At 70.1% G+C, this 19,012-nt stretch carries 21 protein-coding genes; 13 read left to right on the forward strand and 8 right to left on the reverse strand.

Going from position 1 to position 19,012, the window contains the following annotated elements:
* Positions 1–193 precede the first annotated feature (193 nt).
* The 4 genes from JOE46_RS17390 (at position 194) to JOE46_RS17405 (ending at position 3,373) form a co-directional block, all read left to right on the forward strand.
* Entirely contained in the window at positions 194–817 is a 624-nt protein-coding gene (locus tag JOE46_RS17390) for a superoxide dismutase (protein WP_209927950.1), read from the forward strand.
* A gap of 86 nt (positions 818–903) precedes the next feature.
* The gene (locus JOE46_RS17395) at positions 904–1,746 is read left to right on the forward strand and encodes an SMP-30/gluconolactonase/LRE family protein (RefSeq protein ID WP_097210678.1); all 843 of its coding nucleotides are present in this window, start codon (positions 904–906) and stop codon (positions 1,744–1,746) included.
* A 115-nt stretch (positions 1,747–1,861) separates the two neighbouring features.
* The gene (locus tag JOE46_RS17400; RefSeq protein WP_209927951.1) at positions 1,862–2,389 is read left to right on the forward strand and encodes a peptidase; all 528 of its coding nucleotides are present in this window, start codon (positions 1,862–1,864) and stop codon (positions 2,387–2,389) included.
* Between the two features lie 285 nt (positions 2,390–2,674).
* Positions 2,675–3,373, forward strand: a complete 699-nt coding sequence (locus JOE46_RS17405; protein WP_097210679.1) for a TMEM165/GDT1 family protein — start codon at positions 2,675–2,677, stop codon at positions 3,371–3,373.
* 13 nt (positions 3,374–3,386) lie between these two features.
* On the opposite strand, the gene JOE46_RS17410 is transcribed toward JOE46_RS17405, so the two are convergent.
* Both JOE46_RS17410 and JOE46_RS17415 read right to left on the reverse strand, forming a co-directional pair.
* Entirely contained in the window at positions 3,387–4,112 is a 726-nt protein-coding gene (locus JOE46_RS17410) for a hypothetical protein (protein ID WP_097210680.1), read from the reverse strand.
* Between the two features lie 154 nt (positions 4,113–4,266).
* Positions 4,267–4,911 (reverse strand): hypothetical protein, encoded by a 645-nt coding sequence (locus JOE46_RS17415; RefSeq protein WP_097210681.1) that lies wholly within the window; start codon positions 4,909–4,911, stop codon positions 4,267–4,269.
* A 270-nt stretch (positions 4,912–5,181) separates the two neighbouring features.
* Here JOE46_RS17415 and JOE46_RS17420 point away from each other — a divergent pair, with 270 nt between their 5' ends.
* A complete protein-coding gene (locus JOE46_RS17420; RefSeq protein ID WP_209927952.1) occupies positions 5,182–5,574 on the forward strand; it encodes a PPOX class F420-dependent oxidoreductase in 393 nt (130 codons plus the stop codon).
* A gap of 58 nt (positions 5,575–5,632) precedes the next feature.
* Positions 5,633–5,980 carry a TraR/DksA C4-type zinc finger protein gene (locus tag JOE46_RS17425; protein ID WP_097210683.1) on the forward strand — a complete coding sequence of 116 codons (348 nt, stop codon included), beginning with the start codon at positions 5,633–5,635 and terminating at the stop codon, positions 5,978–5,980.
* A gap of 138 nt (positions 5,981–6,118) precedes the next feature.
* On the opposite strand, the gene JOE46_RS17430 is transcribed toward JOE46_RS17425, so the two are convergent.
* The gene (locus JOE46_RS17430) at positions 6,119–6,751 is read right to left on the reverse strand and encodes a hypothetical protein (RefSeq protein ID WP_097210684.1); all 633 of its coding nucleotides are present in this window, start codon (positions 6,749–6,751) and stop codon (positions 6,119–6,121) included.
* Positions 6,752–7,060: 309 nt separating this feature from the next.
* Here JOE46_RS17430 and JOE46_RS17435 point away from each other — a divergent pair, with 309 nt between their 5' ends.
* Entirely contained in the window at positions 7,061–7,828 is a 768-nt protein-coding gene (locus JOE46_RS17435) for an SDR family NAD(P)-dependent oxidoreductase (RefSeq protein ID WP_077043292.1), read from the forward strand.
* 70 nt (positions 7,829–7,898) lie between these two features.
* On the opposite strand, the gene JOE46_RS17440 is transcribed toward JOE46_RS17435, so the two are convergent.
* A complete protein-coding gene (locus tag JOE46_RS17440; RefSeq protein ID WP_209929152.1) occupies positions 7,899–9,461 on the reverse strand; it encodes a TM0106 family RecB-like putative nuclease in 1,563 nt (520 codons plus the stop codon).
* Between the two features lie 236 nt (positions 9,462–9,697).
* Between JOE46_RS17440 and JOE46_RS17445 the strand changes: the two genes are divergently transcribed.
* The 6 genes from JOE46_RS17445 to JOE46_RS17470 are packed head-to-tail and all read left to right on the forward strand — an operon-like array spanning position 9,698 to position 13,471.
* Positions 9,698–10,315 carry a DUF6474 family protein gene (locus JOE46_RS17445; protein ID WP_097210685.1) on the forward strand — a complete coding sequence of 206 codons (618 nt, stop codon included), beginning with the start codon at positions 9,698–9,700 and terminating at the stop codon, positions 10,313–10,315.
* 22 nt (positions 10,316–10,337) lie between these two features.
* Positions 10,338–10,871, forward strand: coding sequence for a hypothetical protein (locus tag JOE46_RS17450; protein ID WP_143548390.1), 534 nt, complete (start codon positions 10,338–10,340; stop codon positions 10,869–10,871).
* Positions 10,872–10,918: 47 nt separating this feature from the next.
* Entirely contained in the window at positions 10,919–11,578 is a 660-nt protein-coding gene (locus JOE46_RS17455; RefSeq protein WP_097210687.1) for a YcnI family protein, read from the forward strand.
* Complete coding sequence (locus tag JOE46_RS17460; protein WP_097210688.1) at positions 11,575–12,105, forward strand: copper resistance CopC family protein; 531 nt, start codon at positions 11,575–11,577, stop codon at positions 12,103–12,105. Before JOE46_RS17455 ends, JOE46_RS17460 begins: the two co-directional genes overlap by 4 nt.
* Before the next feature lie 5 nt (positions 12,106–12,110).
* Positions 12,111–13,073, forward strand: a complete 963-nt coding sequence (locus tag JOE46_RS17465) for a CopD family protein (RefSeq protein ID WP_373560234.1) — start codon at positions 12,111–12,113, stop codon at positions 13,071–13,073.
* A 38-nt stretch (positions 13,074–13,111) separates the two neighbouring features.
* The gene (locus tag JOE46_RS17470; RefSeq protein ID WP_097210689.1) at positions 13,112–13,471 is read left to right on the forward strand and encodes an MmcQ/YjbR family DNA-binding protein; all 360 of its coding nucleotides are present in this window, start codon (positions 13,112–13,114) and stop codon (positions 13,469–13,471) included.
* Here JOE46_RS17470 and JOE46_RS17475 read toward each other — a convergent pair.
* The 4 genes from JOE46_RS17475 to JOE46_RS17490 form a co-directional block, all read right to left on the reverse strand.
* Positions 13,468–15,105 carry a DHA2 family efflux MFS transporter permease subunit gene (locus tag JOE46_RS17475; protein WP_097210690.1) on the reverse strand — a complete coding sequence of 546 codons (1,638 nt, stop codon included), beginning with the start codon at positions 15,103–15,105 and terminating at the stop codon, positions 13,468–13,470. The two genes, JOE46_RS17470 and JOE46_RS17475, sit on opposite strands and share 4 nt — an antisense overlap.
* Before the next feature lie 157 nt (positions 15,106–15,262).
* Positions 15,263–15,718 carry an SRPBCC family protein gene (locus JOE46_RS17480; RefSeq protein ID WP_097210691.1) on the reverse strand — a complete coding sequence of 152 codons (456 nt, stop codon included), beginning with the start codon at positions 15,716–15,718 and terminating at the stop codon, positions 15,263–15,265.
* Between the two features lie 4 nt (positions 15,719–15,722).
* Entirely contained in the window at positions 15,723–17,276 is a 1,554-nt protein-coding gene (locus JOE46_RS17485; protein WP_209927953.1) for a succinic semialdehyde dehydrogenase, read from the reverse strand.
* Between the two features lie 81 nt (positions 17,277–17,357).
* Positions 17,358–18,947, reverse strand: coding sequence for an acyl-CoA synthetase (locus JOE46_RS17490; RefSeq protein WP_209927955.1), 1,590 nt, complete (start codon positions 18,945–18,947; stop codon positions 17,358–17,360).
* Positions 18,948–19,012: the final 65 nt, after the last annotated feature.

Here is a 19,012-nt window from a genome sequence, read left to right on the forward strand (position 1 = left end):
CGACCGGACGAACCGGTGCCGGAAATCGGGGCGTCCGGCGACCACCCCTGGACGCGTCACTCGCATCCGCGCCCGCTTGGTCGCAAATCTTGCGGACGGTGTACGAATGAGATTGGGTTATGCCCGAGAAGGATCGACCCAAAATCGAACTTGGTACACGCCGGGCGTGCGCGCCCGTAAGGAAGGGACCCTCGTGTCTGTCTACTCGCTGCCTGAACTGCCCTACGACTACGCCGCCCTCGAGCCGCACATCTCCGGCAAGATCATGGAGCTGCACCACGACAAGCACCACGCCGCCTACGTCGCAGGCGCCAACACCGCCCTCGACAAGCTCGCCGAACTCCGCGCCGCCGACGCCGTCGCCCCCGTCGTCAACCTGCACGAGAAGAACCTCGCCTTCCACCTCGGCGGCCACACCAACCACACCGTCTTCTGGAACAACCTCAGCCCCGACGGCGGCGACAAGCCCGAAGGCGAACTCGCCGCAGCCATCGACGACCAGTTCGGCGGCTTCGACGCCTTCCGCACCCACTTCAACGCCAACGCCAACGCCATCCAGGGCTCCGGCTGGTCCATCCTCGCCTGGGACTCCATCGGCCAGCGACTGATCATCGTCCAGCTCTACGACCAGCAGGGCAACATCTCCATCGGCCTCACCCCCCTGCTCATGCTCGACATGTGGGAGCACGCCTTCTACCTCGACTACCAGAACGTCAAGGGCGACTACGTCAACGCCTTCTGGAACATCGTCAACTGGAACGACGTCGCCGCACGCTTCGACCGCGCCCGCACCCAGACCGCAGGCCTCATCGTCTAAGCAGCTCCGCCGCACGACCCACTCCGCCGCGCCCGACCTCCGGGCGCGGCGGAGTCGTTTCCGGCAAACGGTCGTATCGTTGAGGGATGGACACCCTCGTCGAGGGTCTGACCTTTCCCGATGGGGCACGCTGGCACGACCGGCACCTGTGGTTCTCGGACACGCACGCCGGTGAGGTGTTGGCGTACGACCCGCTGACGGGCGCGCTCAACACCGTGGCCGAGGTGCCCGGCCGACCCGCGGGCCTGGGCTTTCTCCCCGACGGTCGGCTCCTCATCGCCTCCACCCGCGACCTGCTCGTGCTGCGCCGGGAACCGGACGGCACCCTGGTCGTGCATGCCGACCTCTCCGGCATCGCCACCTGGTACCTGAACGAGATGTGCGTCGACCGGTTCGGACGCGCCTATGTCGGCAACGTCGGCGACGGCAGCGATCCCCCGCGGCCGCCGCGGCCCGCCGACCTTGCGATGGTCGAACCCGACGGCACCGTCCACGACGTCGCGACCGCGATGGTGCTGGCAGGCGGCATGGTCGTGACCTCCGACGGCAGCACCCTCATCGTCGCCGAGAGCCGATCCACCCCCGGCCGGCTGACCGGCTTCACCATCGAGCCCGACGGCGGGCTCGAGCAACGACGGGTGATCGCCGAGTTCGACGCCTCGGTGCACCCCGACGGCCTCGCGATCGACGCCGAGGACGGCGTCTGGGTCGCCTCCCCGTTCGGGGACGAGATCTTCCGCGTCGACGCCGAGGGCGCCATCACCGACCGCCTGTCCGCGCCCCACCCGTACTCGCTCGCGCTGGGCGGGCCCGACGGTCGCGACCTGTTCGTCTGCACCGCCGAGACGTGGGTTCCAGAGGAAGCAGAACGGGACCGCGCCGGCGCCGTGCGGCGGGTCCGGGTGCGGGTTCCCGCCGCACGGGAGTAGCGCGTCCCGCGGTCGGGCTGGCACTCCATCCCGCTTGTCTGCCAGCCGAGTTCGGCGCATCCTGGAGGTGTCCCGGGTGCGCTCCCGGGTCGCCGTCGTGCGGAAGGGGACGAATGTGAACCAGCACGGACACATCGGCGTCTCGCCCTTCCATGCCGCCGGGGCGCTGCGCGGGTTCATCATCTCCGGCCGGTGGCCCGACACCACCAAGGAGTGGGCCCAGCTACTGGTGTTCGCCGTCCGGGTCGCCGGCGTACCCGGGTTACTTCCCACCTCAACGGTTTTCGGCGCTCACGAGGACCTCCCCGACGACCCGGAACCCGGCACCGTCGGGCTCGTGGTCGCGGAGGGCCCGGTGCTCGGCGAATCCGCCGTCACACCAGGATGTTTCGCGGAGCATCAGCCTCCTGCCCTACTGGTGCTGCACCCGCCGTCGGAGACCATGCCGTCGTTGCCGGAGTGTGTGGGCGCCGCCTCGGGCTGCCTGTTGCTGCCGGGCGTGCCGCACCTCGGCCTTGACCACCGGGCAGCCTGGGTGGAGGCGGACGCCGACGGGACCGTCACGTCCCTGGTCAGCCGGATGAGCCTCGATCCCAACTCCGACCCCGACACCGCCGTTTTGGCCATGCTGCTGGCCTCCTGACGCATACCGAAAGAACAAAGTTCGGTCTCCCAAACTTGTTGTGCGCTTTGCGATCTCGTGAACCTCGGGTAGTCTTACGCCTAGCGAAGGGGAGTAGCCCCCAATCGAGCAGTCGACATACTGGTCAGCATCGCGAAATGCGATGCGCCCGGCTGCCCGAACCGGCGTCGCCGTTCAGGCGACAGGCACCGGTGGGCGAGACCTTCGGCTGTCGACGTCCACACGTCGGCGGCCGGAGGACCGGTTCCCAACATCCTCCGAAACCAGATAACGGAGGAGGTTCGCATGCTTGCCGCGCTGCTGCTCAGCTTCGGCGTCATCTTCGTCGCCGAACTCGGCGACAAATCCCAGCTCATGGCGATGACGTTTGCCCTGCGCTACAAGTGGTGGGTTGTGATCGGCGGCATCACCGTCGCCACCACCGTGGTGCACCTGGTCTCCGTCGGCGTCGGCCACTACCTGGGCGTGGCCATCCCCACGAACCTGATCAGCACCGTCGGTGGCATCGCCTTCCTGATCTTCGCCTTGTGGACCCTGCGCGGCGACAGCCTCAGCGACGACGAGCAGAACAAGGCCGCTCGGGTCGGCACCTCGGCGTTCCTCGCGGTCGCCTCGGCGTTCTTCCTGGCCGAGCTCGGCGACAAGACGATGCTCGCCACCATCACCCTGGCCGCGGACAACGACTGGGTCGGCGTGTGGATCGGCTCGACGGTCGGCATGGTCGCGGCCGATGCCCTCGCGATCATCGTCGGCGCCGTGCTGGGCAAGCACCTGCCGGAGCGGTTCATCCAGCTCGCGGCCGCGACCCTGTTCTTCGTGTTCGGCGTGATGCTGCTGCTCCAGGGCCTGTTCCCCGGGTCCGCGGCGGGGCCGATCGCAGGCGGCGTGATCCTCGCGGTCGCGGCCGTGGTGGGCGGCGTCCGGTACGCGCGGGCGCGGGCGGCCGTACCGGTCGAGGAGACGAGCGAACCCCTCGACCGGTAGGCGCGACCAGCGGTCAGGACCCGGTGCTCCCTGTACCACCCATCGGGGTGACCCGGGTATTCCCTGTCGCCAACCAGCCCTCCGACGCCGGGACTCCGGTGCCGGTGACCGTGACCCCGCTTGGGTTGTCGAGGCCGTACCCGCTCGCGCGATAACGCAAATGGACCGTGACATCACCGGAGAGGAACAACGTCGTGTCGGGATTGGGGTGGTACTCGCGGGACTTAGGGACAGCCCAGCCCCCGGCAGGCGGGGTGACGGTGACATTCCCGGTGACGGGATCTACCGCAACGGTCGAGTCCAGTGCCCAATGCGTGGATCCCTCCGGATACCAGCCGGGTTTCCGGGCGAAAACCGTGGCGTCCATGAATTCGAAGCCTCTCGGAGGGTGGTGGGTGACGCTCGAAACTTCGACGTCCGGCACGGCCGGTTGGTATCCGCCCTCCCCTGCGCTGCTGCTCGCATAGAAGGACACAACGTCACCCGATTTGACGTCCTTGGGACCGGCATAACTCATATGAAGGTCGCCAGCCATCCCCTCGTCCGTGAAGGCTCTTTCGTAGCACGGCCCCCCCGACGGCATCGACTCGATGGTGCATGGAGGCAACAGATTTTGCAGTACCTCATCCTCCCACCACGACTGCCCGGCCGCAGTTCCCACACCCATCGTGATGCCGCTCGCGACAACGGTCAGCGCCGCGAGCACCGACCCACCCTTACGCACCAGATTTCCGACCATTGAACAGTTTCCTTCGGTTTACAGAGCCGCTGCCGTCGATGGCCCGCCGCTGTACGCGGTTGGATTCAGGCACGAGACTCGGCGTCGTAGATGATTCACGGCGACCAGGTCAGGAGGCCGGCATGATGGGCACTCGAAAAGGAGACGGGCGCAATCAGTTTCCCGAACTATTGAAACCACCGATGCCCGGCGTGACTCGGGTGGCACCCGTGGCCAGCCACCCCTCCGAAGCCGGGACGCCGGTGCCGGTGAACGTGACACCGCTGGTGCCATCGAGATGCGACTTTGTCACCTGGTAGCGCAATCTGACGTCGACCTGGCCGGTGCGCCAGCTACCGGAGCTTTCTTGACTCCTCGGGATCGCCCAGCCACCAGCGGGGGCCGCGACCGTCACATCCCCCGTGACGGGGTCCACCACCACGGTCGCGTCCAACTCCGTGTACGTATCAGGGTCCGGATACACGGCGCCCCGGCGGGACTGCACTTCGGCCCCTACGAATTCGAAACCTCGCGGAGCATGGTGGGTAACGCTCGTCACTGCCAGGTCCGGCATGGCGTCCCGGGCCAAGAACCTGGAGGTAAACGCGACCTCACTATCGACTTCGGCCTCGGCGGGCCCCCAGTAGGAGAGCCCGATGTTGCCGGCCGTGGCGCCGTCCGAGAAGATCCCGTCGCACAGCGGTGATGTGAGCCCGACGCAGGGCACTCCAGTGCTTCCAAACCCTCCGCCAGCCGCACCCCCCGCGACGCCCGTACCCATCGCCGCACCGCCCACGACGACGGCCAGCGCCGCGAGCACCGACCCACCCCTACGCACCAGGTGTCCAACCATCGACCATGTCTCCTTCAGTGTTGGGAGACCGGCCCACCGCCCGCCCCCCAAGAACTCGCCAAGGGTAAGGGGCGGAACGGCGCGCTGCGGCAGAATCGAACGGTTACTTTTCCCCAGGTCAAAGCGTTAAACACTGTCGCCGACGTTCCCGCCGCCGCATCAACGCAACCCGCCGCCGAAAGAGCGAGATTCGACGGATACTGGAAGGGTCTCGCAGGCACCCAGACGGAGGGTGACATGACCGAACAGATTCCCCCGGAACCGATCGCGGCCGCCAAGGTGGTGTTGCTGCAGACCCGCAAACGGGACGGCAGCTGGGTCGATACCCCCGTGAACATCGCGGTGGACGGGTCCCACACGTATTTCCGAACACCCGGCAGGGCCTCGAAGAACAAGCGGCTGCGGAACTTCCCCGAGGTCCGGATGTGGCCCTGCATCTGGTCGGGCAAGCCGACCGGCGAGGAGGCGGATGCGACCGCGCACCTGCTCACCGGCACCGAGGCCGACGCCGCCGGCCGGGCCATCGACCGCCGCTTCCCGATCCTGCAGCGAGTCATGGTGCGGGCGGCACACAAGGTCATGCGCACCCCCACGCTCCACTACGAATTGACGGACTTCCACGCGCCGTGACCGAATCCAGGTCGGCGCCAAACGGAAGCATCGGCTGCGCTGTGGTGTTGTATCGGAGATGACCAAATCCGCCGCTGCCACCGCCCGCGTCCGGATCGCGGCGGAGCAGGCCGCGACCGTGCATCGGATCGAGTCGCTGACCGCGCGTCTGGCCGACATCCTGGACGGCTCCGAGCTGACCACGAACGATGACGAGCACGATCCGGAGGGCTCGACGATCGCGTTCGAGCGCGCACAGGTCACCTCGCTCATCGGCGACGCTCGGCAGGAACTCGAGGACCTCGAAGCCGCCCTGCGCCGGGTCGGCGACGGCAGCTACGGGGTCTGCGAAAAGTGCGGTCGCGCAATCAACCCGGAGCGACTGGATGCCCTCCCCGCGGCCCGGCGCTGCATCGACTGCGCGTGACACGGCGACGTCCACTCGGGCTAATCCGGACGGCCGACCGTCAGGACACGGGCGACGGGCCGAACACGTACGAGAGCGGGTCGACGACCCTCGTGCCGGTGCCCGTCGCGACATCCGAAAATTCGGGTGCCCACCGCCTCACATATTGCCGGTATAGGGCGGGCGGTAGCACAACTCCTTCGCCTTGAAGCCAAGTCCGTCCATCACCGGCCAGTCCTGAGGAGGGAGGCCACTGGCGGTGAACCCGACGCCACCCTCCTGGATCGAGCCGGCCTCTACCGTCCACGGAACGTCGTACTCGAAATAGAAGTATGTGTTGTTCGGGGTGTACCCGCCCCCTCTGACAGTCCAGTTCCCCGTGACCGTCACCGCTCCGGTCTGCGCATCGACGGACGTCGGGGGATGATTCTCCGTCACGAGTTCGCCCGTACCCCCGTCCCGGTACTCGATCCGGATCGATCTGAGCTTGTAGGCGGCCGAGGGCGGGTAGTCGGTGTAACGCTGGATGTACCTGGTCTCATCGCTCGCGACTCGGAAGAAACTGCTGGTGAGATACCCGGATCCGGGTTCTCCGGGCGTGTCGACCCCTTGGCGCACTGTGACATCCCCGACCTGCTTCTCGGCGACCCCCGCGAAGCCTGGCCCGCAGAGGGGCAGACCAACTGAGCCGAGTCCCGTCGGCGTCCCCCCGAGGTCGGCGGACCCGACGGCCGCTGCCGTACCGACGCCCGTGGTCAGCCCTCCGGCAACGACCGCGAAAGCGGCGAGCAACGACGCACCCCGCCGGATCGGACTCGTCGACCGCTTCGAGCTTGTTCGCACTGAAGAACTCCATTCGATGAGTGATGGGTGCGCCTCACGTGCTGAACGCCCCGACCGCGTCGGAGTAGGGCGGTTTGTCAGGCTTGGCGGCCGAATCGGGTGACAATTTTCCCGCAGGTCAAAGCGTTAAACAGGACTCGACACCCAGCGATACCGCTCCACTCGGTGAACCGTCGTTAACCAGACTCACGACCGGGGCGCTATCGTTCAGGTCACTACCGGTCGGCCAACGGTGGCCGCCAGAAAAGAGGATCGACTGTGGAAATCCAGGGAACCGCGGCACTGGTCACCGGAGCTGCCTCCGGCCTCGGCGCTGCGACCGCCAAGCGCTTCGCCGACGCGGGCGCCACCGTCTTCGGGCTGGACCTGGCCCAGTCCATCGAGCGCGCGGGCGACAGCGTCCCCGCCGGCGTCACCCTCATCCCGACCGACGTCACCAGCGGCGACGAGGTCCAGGCCGCCGTCGAGCAGATCGTCGCCTCCGGCGTGCCGCTGCGCACCGTCGTGAACTGCGCGGGCGTCGGCTGGGCCGGCCGCATCCTGTCCAAGAACGGCCCGCACGACCTGGAGCTGTTCCGCACGGTCATCACCGTCAACCTGCTCGGCACGTTCAACGTGATGCGCCTGGCCGCCGACGCGATCGCCAAGACCGACACCGTCGACGAGTCCGGCCAGCGCGGCGTCGTCATCAACACCGCCTCGGTCGCCGCGTTCGAGGGCCAGATCGGCCAGATCGCGTACTCCGCGTCCAAGGGTGGCGTGCAGGGCATGACCGTCCCGGCCGCCCGCGACCTCGCGCAGTTCGGCATCCGCGTCAACACCATCGCCCCCGGCATCATCGACACCCCGATGCTCGCGGGCGTCACCGACGAGTACCGCAAGGGCCTCGAGGCAGGCGTGCCGTTCCCGTCCCGCCTGGGCAACCCCTCCGAGTACGCGCAGCTCGCGCAGATGATCGTCGAGCACGACTACCTCAACGGCGAGACGATCCGGATGGACGGCGCGCTCCGGATGGCGCCGCGCTAGGCAGCTCCGCTGCCCGTGCGTGGTTGACGGGTCCCAGGACTCGTCAACCGCGCACGGGCGCCGCAGGCGCCTACAGCTCCGAGGCCAGCGGGACCTCAAGATCGGCGCGGTCGGTCATCCACTCCCGCAACACCCGCGTCGCCTGCACGTCGTCCTCGTTGTAGACGAACAACCGCTCCCGCTGTTCGAGATCCGGCTCGTGGTCGTAGCCGACCGCCTCCCGATACCAGCTCATCGACGCCTCGCCGCCGGCGTCCGCGTCCCGCCAGTTGAACCCGGCGACGGGCGCAATCTTCTTGAGCCCCTTACCGTTCGGGCAGATGAACTGGTCGCTCACCGCCTGGTAGACGTCCACCCAGTCCGGGCTGTCGATGAAGGCGCGGATCTGCGCGACCGTTGGGATCCCCGGCATCCCGGCGAACCGGCTCGCCGAGTCGAGCAGCCACTTGTCTTCCGCCGCACGGGAATAGCAGTAGGCAGCGAAGGTCTTGCCCGCCGCGAGGGTCTCCTCCCTGACCCCCATCAGCCAGCCCCAGAACTCCGCGAACGACCTGCCCTCGTCCCGGGTCGGCAACGGGTCCCAGGTGACGAACGGCCGGTACGGCTGGGTGACGCCGTCCGCGGTGAGCAGCGTGCCCCACAGGTAGGCGCCGTGCTCCTGGTAGCTCTCCATGTCCACGTCGACCTCGACGTCGGCCCGGCGCACCGTGACCTCGGGCCTGCGCCGCACCAGCGGGACCTGGCCCAGCCAGGCCTTCGCGATCACCACCACGTCCTCGAACCCGTTGCCCTGCCACTCCTCCGGCGCCGGTCCGTCCCAGGCCGCCAGGTCGTCGATGGTGTAGACCCCGGCCGCGCGCAGCGCCTCGGCCCGCGAGCCCGTCGCGACCAGGCTGACGTCCCGCGCGGCCGTCAGGTTCTCCTTGCACCGCGACCACCAGGGGCAGGACCGGCACTCGCCGATCTGCGACGGCGAGGTGAAGCGTTCGCCGCGCGCGACGGCCAGCCGGTCGGCGAACCGCTCGTCGTACACGTCCATCACCGCGGCGAGGTCGTGCACGAGGAAGCGCTCGCCGCCGTACCCGATGACGCCGCCGAGCATCGACGGGCTCGCCATGCCCTGCGCCTGCAGCATTCGCTGCAGGTGCGCCAGCCGGAGCTGATCGCGGAGCTGGGCGCGCACCTTCCGGTCCGGGTCCACGCTCGGGGCCCAGTCGTCCAGCCCTGAGGTGACCGCGCCGCTGCCCGGATCGGTGACCTTGTGGTTCACCACGATGGCCGGGATGTATCCCCCACGGTCGGCGTCCCGGATCAACAGCTCCGCTCGCCCGCGCCTGCCGGTGTCGAACTCGAGCGGCAACACCGCGCCCCAGATCCGGTCCGCGCCCTCGGCGCAGGCCCGCAGGGTCGCCGCCGCCCGCTCGCGCGTCGGGACGGACTGATCGATCAGCACCCAGGTGTGGCCGCCGGGCGCCATCAACCGCCGGAGCATGTCCTCCCGGTGTGCCTGGGCCGATTCCCGGCGCTGCTGGACGCCGATGTCCTCCGGCGCCGACGCGATCAGCTCGGGATAGGCCGAGTCGAGGTGGACCCGGTGCCGGCACGTGGTCAGCGTCCTGGGATCGATGAGCACCGACCGAGTGCCGTTGCGGCCCGGCTCGGCGTCCTGGTGCGGATCCCGGAGGTCCTGCGAAGAGTTCACGATGACGAGATTATGGTCCGTCGCACCGACAACCCGCACCGCGCCCGCCTGCGCAGCGGCAAGAACCAGCGCTGCCGGACTCGCCGCCGCCACCCTGAGCGGTGCGGATAGGCTGTCGGGGACGAGGTGTGCCGACGCTCGAGCGCCAAGAATGAGGGGCCTTACGCATGGGTTTGTTCAGGAAACGTAAGACACGCGCGACCCGGCGTGCCGAGGCGAAGGCCCTCAAGCACAAGGCGAAGGTCGAGGCGAAGCTCGGCGCCCGCAACGACCGCAAGAAGATGCGCACCGAGGCCAAGTCCGCGAAGAAGGTCGAGAAGGCTCAGCTCGCGACGCTGAAGGCGCAGGAGAAGGCCGCCACCCGCGGCAAGCTCAGCGTCGGCCAGATCCGCAAGTACCTGGGCATCGCCCGGCTGCTGACGCCGGTGCTCGCCCCCCTCGTCTACCGCGGCGCCACCATGCTGCGCGCGCAGCTCGACCAGCAGCGCGCCAACAAGATGGGCATCGCCCCCGAGGAGCTGGGCACCTACACCGGGCACGGCGCCCACCTCAGCGCCCGGATCGCAGGCGCCGAGCGGTCCGCGAACACCATCGCCGCCCAGTACCCCGACCCCGAGACCACCCGGTTCACCAACGCCGTCCTCGGCCGCCTGGCCGAGCTCAGCACTGCCGTCCGGGCCTCCGAGCAGATGCCGGTCCAGCGCCGCAGGGCCGCCCACCACGCGATCTCGGCGGAACTCGACGGCGTCGAGGCCGACCTGCTCGCCCGCCTCGGCGTCCGCTGACCCGGGCGCGACCGCTCCCAAGATGCCGACCCCCCGCCCCGACCACACCGCCCGCATGCGCGGCGCGGCGGTCGGGGCGCTCACCGCGGCGCTCGCCGTGGCAGGCCACGGGGTCGCGGGCGGCGGCTACCCGGACTCCTCGGCCCTGACGCTGCTGGTGCTGTGCTGCGCCGCCGTCGGCGCGCTCACCGGCAGCCTGCGCGGCGGCCGGGTCGCGCTGCTCGGTGCGCTGGCGGCCGGGCAGCTCGTCGGACACCTCGCGCTGTCGACCGCCCTCACCGCGCACCAGTTCCACGGCCCCGAGCTCTCCCCCCGCGGGCTCACGATGCTCGCCGCCCACGCCGTCGCGACGGCGCTGTGCGCCGCGCTGATCCTGGCCGCGGAGGCCGTGTACGGCCCGATCACCCGGGTGTTGCGGTCCGTCCTGCGTCGGTGGAATCCGCTGCCGCGCACGACCTTCGCACTCCGCACCGCGTCGACGGACCCGATCGCGACGGCGACGCTGCTGCACTTCTGCATCTCGAGACGGGGACCGCCCGCGGCGGTGCCCGCATAGCGGACTCGGTGACCCGAGCCCGCCCTCCCCTCTCGAGAAAGAACCCCATGACCACCCTCATTTCCCGCGCCCTCCTCACGGTCGGCGCCACCGGCGGCGTCCTGCTGCTCGGCACCGGACTCGCCTCCGCGCACGTCTCCGTCAGCGCCCCCGACGCCGAGCAGGGCGGCTACACCGTTCTGACCTTCAAGGTGCCCACCGAGTCGGAGACCGCGGGCACCACCAAGCTGACGGTGGCGCTGCCCAACCTGGCATCCGCGCGCACCGAGCCGATGCCGGGCTGGACGTCGCAGGTCACCAAGGACGCCGCCTCCGGCGAGGCCACCTCGGTCACCTGGACCGCTGATCCCGGCGTCAGCGTCGGACCCGGCCAGTTCCAGCAGTTCCTGCTGTCCACGGGACCGCTGCCCGAGCAGGACGAGGTGTCCTTCGCCGCCACGCAGACCTACAGCGACGGCCAGGTCGTGAACTGGGATCAGCAGCCCGGCGCCGACGGCAGCGAGCCCGACAAGCCGGCGCCCGCCCTCTCGCTGGCCCCCGCCTCGGAGTCCGGGGACGGCCACCACGGCGCCTCGACCGCCTCGTCCGCGACCTCCGACGACGGCGTGGACACCACCGCCCGTTGGCTCGGCGGCATCGGCCTGGTGCTCGGCGCCCTCGGCGCCGCGCTCGGCGTCGGCGCGACCGTCCGCGGACGGCGCTCATGAGTACCCGGGTCCGCGTCCTGGCCGTGACGATGTTCGCGGCGGTGGCCGCGCTGCTCGGCGCGGGCGTCGCCGGGGCCCACGCGGTCGTGACCAGTTCGAACCCCGCGGACGGCTCGTCCGTCGCGGTGGGCCCGGAGCAGGCCATCATCACGTTCAACGAACCGATGCAGCCCAGCTTCGCCACCCTCACCGTGGTCGGCCCGGACGGCAACCTGTGGTCGAAGGGTGAGCCAACCGTGCAGGGCCCCTCGGTCAGCGTCCCGGTCGGCGAGCTCGGCCCCACCGGGGACTACACGATCGCCTACCGGGTGACCTCCGCCGACGGCCACCCCGTCAGCGGGACCCGCACCTTCACCCTCACCGAGCAGGGCTCGGGCACCCCCGGCGCGAAGCCGGGCGGCGACAAGGCCGGCGCCGAGGGCGGCGATTCGGACGGGCTGCCGATGTGGCCGTTCATCGTCGCGGGCGTGCTGGTGTTCGGCGGCGGGCTGGCGTTCGCGCTGCGCCGTCCCAGCGGCAAGAGCTGACCTCGGTGGCCTCGGCGGGCGCGCGGCGGCGGTGGCAGATCTCGCCACGATGGCTGCTGTTCGCCGCGCCCGCCGGCCTGGCTGGGGTCGGGGTGGCCTGGCTGCTGGCCCGCCCAGCCGGCCCCGATCCGTCGAGCCTGATCCGGGTGCTCGCCGTCCTCCTCGGGTCGACGGTGCTCGGCCTGACGACACTCGAGTGGCTGCAGCGATCCGAGCCGCGACCGGTGATCGCGCGCGGCCAACTGTGGCGGCCGATCGCGGCGCTGGCAGGGGCCTGGACCCTGGCCGAGGTCGCCCTGGTGGTCGCCGCGGCGGCGGAGACGACCGAGACCGGGGCAGGCGCGCTCTCCTCGACCACGTTCGGCCGGTTTCTCGGTGACGTCAACGCGGGCCAGATCGGCGGCGCCACCGTGGCCTGCACCACCGCGATCGCGGTGATCGCGGCGCTGGCGTTCCGGCGGGGCGCCGACTGGCCGATCACCTCCGTCGCGGTGCTCGCCGCGGTCGCGCTCGCGTCCCGTCCCGTCACCGGGCACATGTCGGCGCAGACCCTCGGTTCGCTGCTCGGCGCCGCGCACGCGCTCGCCGCCGCGCTGTGGCTGGGACCGTTGGTCGCGATGGCACTGCTGCTGCGGGCCAGGGGCGCCTGGGCCGCCCTGCTGCCGCGCTACTCGGAGCTCGCCTGGCGCTGCGTCGCGGTGTTGACGGTGACCGGCGTGATCGACGCCGCGGTCAAGCTCGGCGGCGTTGGCGCGCTCGTCGACACCGGCTACGGGCGGATCGTGCTGGCCAAGACCGCGGCGCTGCTCGCGCTCGGCGCGCTCGGCTGGTGGTGGCGCCGGACCTGGGTGCCCGCGGCGGGTGCGCACCGCATGCAGGCGGAGGACTCGCTGCGGCGCGCGGTGCTGGAGGCTCTGGCGATGGCCGTCGCCTTCGGCCTGGCCGCCGCCCTCGCCACCACCGCATGAACGGTGCGGGTGTCGGCGGGCGGCGCTATAACTGCCTCATGCCCTCCGAGCAGGATGTACGCGCCCTGATGCTGGCCCTTCCCGAGGCGGAGGAGATCGTGGTCGACAGCTGGGGCAACCAGCCGACCTTCCGGGTGCGCAAGAAGATGTTCGCGATGGTCGGATACGGCGCGCCCACCGCATGCCTCAAGGCCACCCGCGACGACCAGGCCGCGCTGCTCGCACAGGACCCCGAGACCTTCCTGGTGGCCCCGTTTTTCGGGCGCTGGGGCTGGATCGACGTCGTCCTCGACCGGGTGGATCCGCAGGAGCTGGCCGAGCTCGTCGAGGAGGCGTGGCGGCTGACCGCCCCGAAGCGGGTGGTCGCCGCCTACGACCGCGACCGAGCGGCCGGCTAGGTCTCCTTGCGGGATCGCGCGTTCAGTGCGGTCGCGCTGACCAGGCCGAGCGCCAGGAACCCGGACGCCACGAACAGCGCGGTGCGGGTCGCGTCGCCGAAGCCCTCCGACAGCGCCGCGGTCACCTCGGGCCCGGACGGGCCGAGCTTGCCCTCCTCGCCCTGCTCGCGGATCCCGGAGATGGTGCCGCCCGCGGAGTCCCTGGTCGCGGTGACCAGCTGTTCCTGCACCGGCGGTGGCACCGACGTGACCGGTTCGAGGCTGTCGGAGAGGTTCTGCGCCAACGAGATCGAGAGCACCGCGCCCAGCACCGCGGACCCGAGCGCGGCGCCGAGCTGACGCACGGTGCTCTGCGTCGCCGAGCCCTGGCCCGACTTCTCCGCCGGGATGTCGGCGAGCACCGTCCCGGTCAGCTGCGCCGACGCCAGCCCGAGGCCCGCGCCGTAGATCGCCAGCAGCACGGCGAGCAGCCACGGCGACACCGTGGAGGACAGCGCGAACGCCACCACAGCCACGCCGACGGCCTCGAGCGCCAATCCCAGGATCACGGTCTTCGGCGCACCGAACGCGGCGGCGACGTGCCGGGCCGCGGCGCCGGAGGCGAAGGCGCCCAGCGCCATCGCGGCCAGCACCAGACCCGCGCCCATCGTGGTCAGGCCGAGCGCGTTCACCAGGAACAGCGGCAGCACCAGCAGCAGGCCGAACTCGCCGATCGCCACGGTCAGCGCGGTCAGGTTGCCCCAGCTGAACGTCGGGACCGAGAACAGGGTCAGGTCGAGGATCGCGGACCGGTGGCTACCGCGGGCCCGGTGCCGCTCCCAGAACACGAACAGCACGAGGCTGGCCAGGCCGATCGCGCCGACGACCGGGACCACCGACACCGGCGCGTCCGCGGGCCATTCGAGCCCGAACACGCTGAACGGAGCGATCGGCTTCCACCAGCCGAGGCTCTGCCCCTCGATCAGGGCGAAGATGACGCCGCCGAAGCCGATCGCGCTGAGCAGCAGCCCGTCCACGTCCAGGCCCGGCTCGGTGATGGTGGCCTTGGTCTCCCGCACCGCGTACAGGGCACCGATGATCACCGCGATGCCGATCGGGACGTTCACGATGAAGATCCACGGCCAGGTGAAGTAGGTGGTGAGCCAGCCGCCGAGCAGCGGGCCGACCGCCGCCATGCCCGAGATCACCGCTCCCCACACGGCGAACGCGACGATCCGGTCCTTGCCGCGGAAGGTCGCGTTCACGCTCGAGAGGGTCGTCGGGAGCACGAAGGCTCCGCCGACGCCCTGGATGACGCGGGCGATGATGAGCGAGGTCGCGCTGGTGGCGAGCGCGGCGAACACGCTGCCCAGCAGGAACACCAGCACGCCGAGGATGAACATGCGGCGGCGGCCGAGCCGGTCGCCGAGCCGCCCGGCGGTGAGCAGCAGCGCGGCGAACACCACCGAGTAGACACTGTTGACCCACTGGGCGTCGGTCAGGTCGAGGTCGAGGTCGGTGATGATCACCGGCAGTGCGACACCGACGATGGTGCCGTCCACCACGATCATGGACAGCCCCGCGGCGAGCACCCCGAGCCCGATCCAGGCGCGCCGATCGGCTCTCGGCTCCAAGTCAGTCGACTCGGCGGTCATAGGGGGTGCCCCTTCCACGTGACAAGCCGGCGCCGAACAGCGCCGCCACGATTCCACCATCGTCACCGACCCGTGTCGCCGCGAAATGCCGGGGGCGCGCCGAGCTTCATACTTTCGATGGATTCGCCGCGGCGCCGAGCCGGCTCCGGGCAGTGCCCTAGACCTCCTGGTGCGCCTCCAGGTGCGCCTTCATCCGCTCCAGCGTGGTCTGCATGCCGTCCCGCATCAGTGTGTCCCGGTTCCGACCGAGCACCTTCGAGCGCTGCACGATCCGCACCCACAGCGCGGGCGTCCCGTAGATCTCCCGGGTCTCGGTGAGCCGGGTACCGATGCCGGACGGCTCGAGCAGGTAGCTCCAGCGCGCCTTCGGCTCGTCCGCCTCGAACGAGAACCGCTCCCCCGGAACGACATCGACCACCGTGCAATGGGTGGTCCACCGCACGGGGCCGTGCCGGTTGCTGCCCGTGAAGGTCGCACCGGCGGTCACCGGCTCGCCGCCGGTCCACCGCCCGCCGGTGTTCTCCGGGCTGAACCGGCCCATGCCGGCGATGTCGGTGACCACATCCCACACCGCCGACGGCGCGGCCTCGATCAGAACGCTCGCGTGATCCATCCGGTCAGCGTCCGGGGACGTACTGCAGCACCTTGATGAACGGCGCCAGCACCTTTGCCCAGACCTTCGGCGGAAGTCCGCGGGGCCCACCGAGATTCAGCACACGCGTCGTCGCGATGGTCTGCGACTCGGTGTACTTGAGCAAACCGTCGGGACCGTGCCTGCGGCCGACACCGGACACACCCATGCCTCCCATCGGCGCCGCGGTGCTGCCCCAGGCGGGCGCGTACCCCTCGTCGACGTTGACGGTGCCCGCGCGGACCTGGGCCGCGATGGCCTCGCCCTCGGCCTTGCTGCCCGCCCAGACGCTGGCGTTGAGGCCGTACTCGGTGTCGTTGGCCTGCCGGATCGCCTCGTTCACGTCGGCGACCGGGTAGATCGACACCAGCGGACCGAAGGTCTCGTTGCGGGCGCACTCCATCTCGTCGGTGACGCCGGTGAGCACCGTCGGCTCGTAGAACAGCGGGCCCAGGTCGGGGCGCGCCTTGCCGCCCGCGACCACGGTGGCGCCCTTGACCACGGCGTCGTCGACGTGCCCGGAGACGGTCTTGACCTGCGCCTCGGAGACGAGGCTGCCCATCTCGATGCCGAACTCGTAGCCGGCCCCGAGGGTCATGTTCCTGACGCGCTCACCGAAGAGCTTGGTGAACTCGTCGGCGACCGGCTGCTCCACGTAGATCCGCTCGATGGAGATGCACAGCTGGCCGGAGTTCGAGTAGCAGGCGCGGACCGCCGCATCGGCGACCTCGCGCAGGTTGGCGCCCTTGGTGACGATCATCGGGTTCTTGCCACCGAGCTCGGCGGAGAAGCCGATCAGCCGTCGGCCTGCCTGCTCGGCGAGCAGCTGGCCGGTGGCGGTGGAGCCGGTGAACATCAGGTAGTCGGTGTTCTCGACGATCGCGGTGCCCACCACGGATCCGGGGCCGGGGACCACGGCGAACACCTCGCGCGGCAGTCCGGCCTGGTACATCAGATCGACGCAGGCGAGCGCGCAGTAGGGGGTCTGGCTGTCCGGCTTGATGACCACCGCGTTGCCCGCCATCAGGGCGGCGATCGCGTCGGACACCGCGAGGGTCATCGGGTAGTTCCACGGCGAGATGACACCGACGACGCCCTTCGCGTGGTGGTGCACCACGGTCTTGGTGAGGCCCGGCAGCATGCCCTGGACCCGCTTCGGCTTGAGCAGCTTCGGTGCGACGCGGGCGTAGTACCGCGAGGTCATGGCGATGTCGAGCACCTCTTCCAGGGCGGCGGCCCTGGACTTGCCGGTCTCCGCCTGCGCCATGTCGAGCAGCGCGTCACGGTTCTCCAGCACCAGCTCGCGGTAGCGGTGGAAGACGCGGGCCCGGTCGTCGGCTGAACGCTTGCCCCACCCCCGCTGGGCCACCCGGGCGCGCTCGATCGCGGCGACCGCGTCCTCCGCGGTGCCGACCGGGACGGTGGTCAGCTCGCGACCGGTGAAGGCCTCGACGATGGGGCGGGTCGGGCGGCTCGCCGCGTCCGGGATGGCGATGAGGTCGGCGAGCCGCGCGAAGGTCGCGGCGGACGGAGCAGGCATTTCGTACCCCTACTGGTGAGTAGTTCTTGCGGTTACACACAACTTACCTGTTCCGTGGCCGGCGTCACAGGGGAGTGCGACTCAGCCCTGCGCGACCATCTCCTTGGCCCAGCGGTAGTCCGCCTTGCCGCTCGGCGACCGCACGATCGACGGCACCACCACGATCGACCGCGGGATCTTGTAGCCCGCGACGTGCTCGCGGCAGTGCTCGGCGATCTCGGCGGTGTCGATGCCGTGATCGCCCTCGCGCAGCTGCACCACCGCCGCGACCCGCTCGCCGAACCGGGCGTCGGGTACCCCGGCGACGAGGGCGTCGAGCACCGCCGGGTGCGTCTTGAGGGCCTGCTCCACCTCCTCGGGGAACACCTTCTCGCCGCCGGAGTTGATGCACATCGAGCCGCGGCCGAGCAGCACGATGGTGCCGTCCGCCTCCATCCGCCCCATGTCGCCGAGGATGGCCATCCGCACCCCGTCCACCACCGGGAACGTCGCGGCCGTCTTCTCCTCGTCGCCGAAGTACGCGACCGGGACGTGGCCGCGGCGCGCGATGTAGCCCAGCTCGTCCGAGCCCGGCACGATGGCCAGGCCCCGCTCGTCGACGAGCAGCATGTTCGGGTTGGCCCTGATCCGCTTGGTGCCGTCGTCGCCGAACTCGACGACCCCGTCGTTCCCGGATTCGGAGGCGCCGAAGGCATCCTTGATGACCAAACCCGGCACCAGCTCGCGCAGCCGGTCCTTGAGCTGCGGCGAGAACAGGGCACCGCCGGAACCGATCAGCTTGAGGGAGGACAGGTCGTACTCCCCCGCGTGCGCCGTCATGGCGTCCGCGATCGGCCGGGCGATGGCGTCGCCGACCACGGTGACGCCGGTGATCTTCTCGGCCTCGATCAGCCGCAGCACCTCGACGGGGTCGAAGCTGCGCGCGATCACCCGCGGCGCCCCCATCAGGAAGGCGGTCAGCAGCGAGTAGACCGCCGCCCCGTGCATCAGCGGCGGAATGAGCATCAGCACGGCGGGATTCGTGTTCGCCACCGCGGCCTCGACCACCTCCGCCACGCTGGTGCGAGGCGGGCCGCTCAGGTTCGCACCGGACAGCGCGGCGTAGAAGAAGTCCTCGTGCCGCCAGACCACGCCCTTGGGCATGCCCGTGGTGCCGCCGGTGTAGATGATGAAGTGGTCGTCCTGGCTGCGCGGCGGGAAGTCCCGATCCGGCGACTGCGCCGCCAGCGCGGCCTCGTAGTCGGCGCCGACGGTCAGCACGTGCCCGACTCCTGGGCAGCGCGACAGGGCGGCGGTCGCGGTGGGGATGTACTCCTCCTCGACGATGAGGGCGACGATCTCGGAGTTGTTGTAGAGGTAGACCAGCTCCGCGTCGGTGTACCGGAAGTTGACGTTGACCGGCACCGCCCGGATCTTCAGGCAGGCGAGCAGGCCCTCGACGTACTCGATGCTGTTACGCATGTGGATGCCGACGTGCTGGCCCGGCTGCACCCCGACCGACTGCAGATGGTGGGCGAGCCGATTCGCCCGGCGCTCGAGCTCCGCATAGCTGCGACGCTCGGCCCTCCCCGGACCGGTCCCCGCGGGATCCGGCGATCCGAAGATCAACGGCACGCGGTCGGGGATCGCGTCCGCGACCGCCTCGTACAGATCGGCAATATTGAGCGGCACGACCGAAATCCTTGCTTCAGGTGAAATGGTTCGCGACCAGCTAACACGAATGCTGTGCTCACCGA

Source organism: Rhodococcus sp. PvR099 (genome assembly GCF_017833315.1).
Taxonomy (GTDB): Bacteria; Actinomycetota; Actinomycetes; order Mycobacteriales; family Mycobacteriaceae; genus Rhodococcus_G; species Rhodococcus_G oryzae.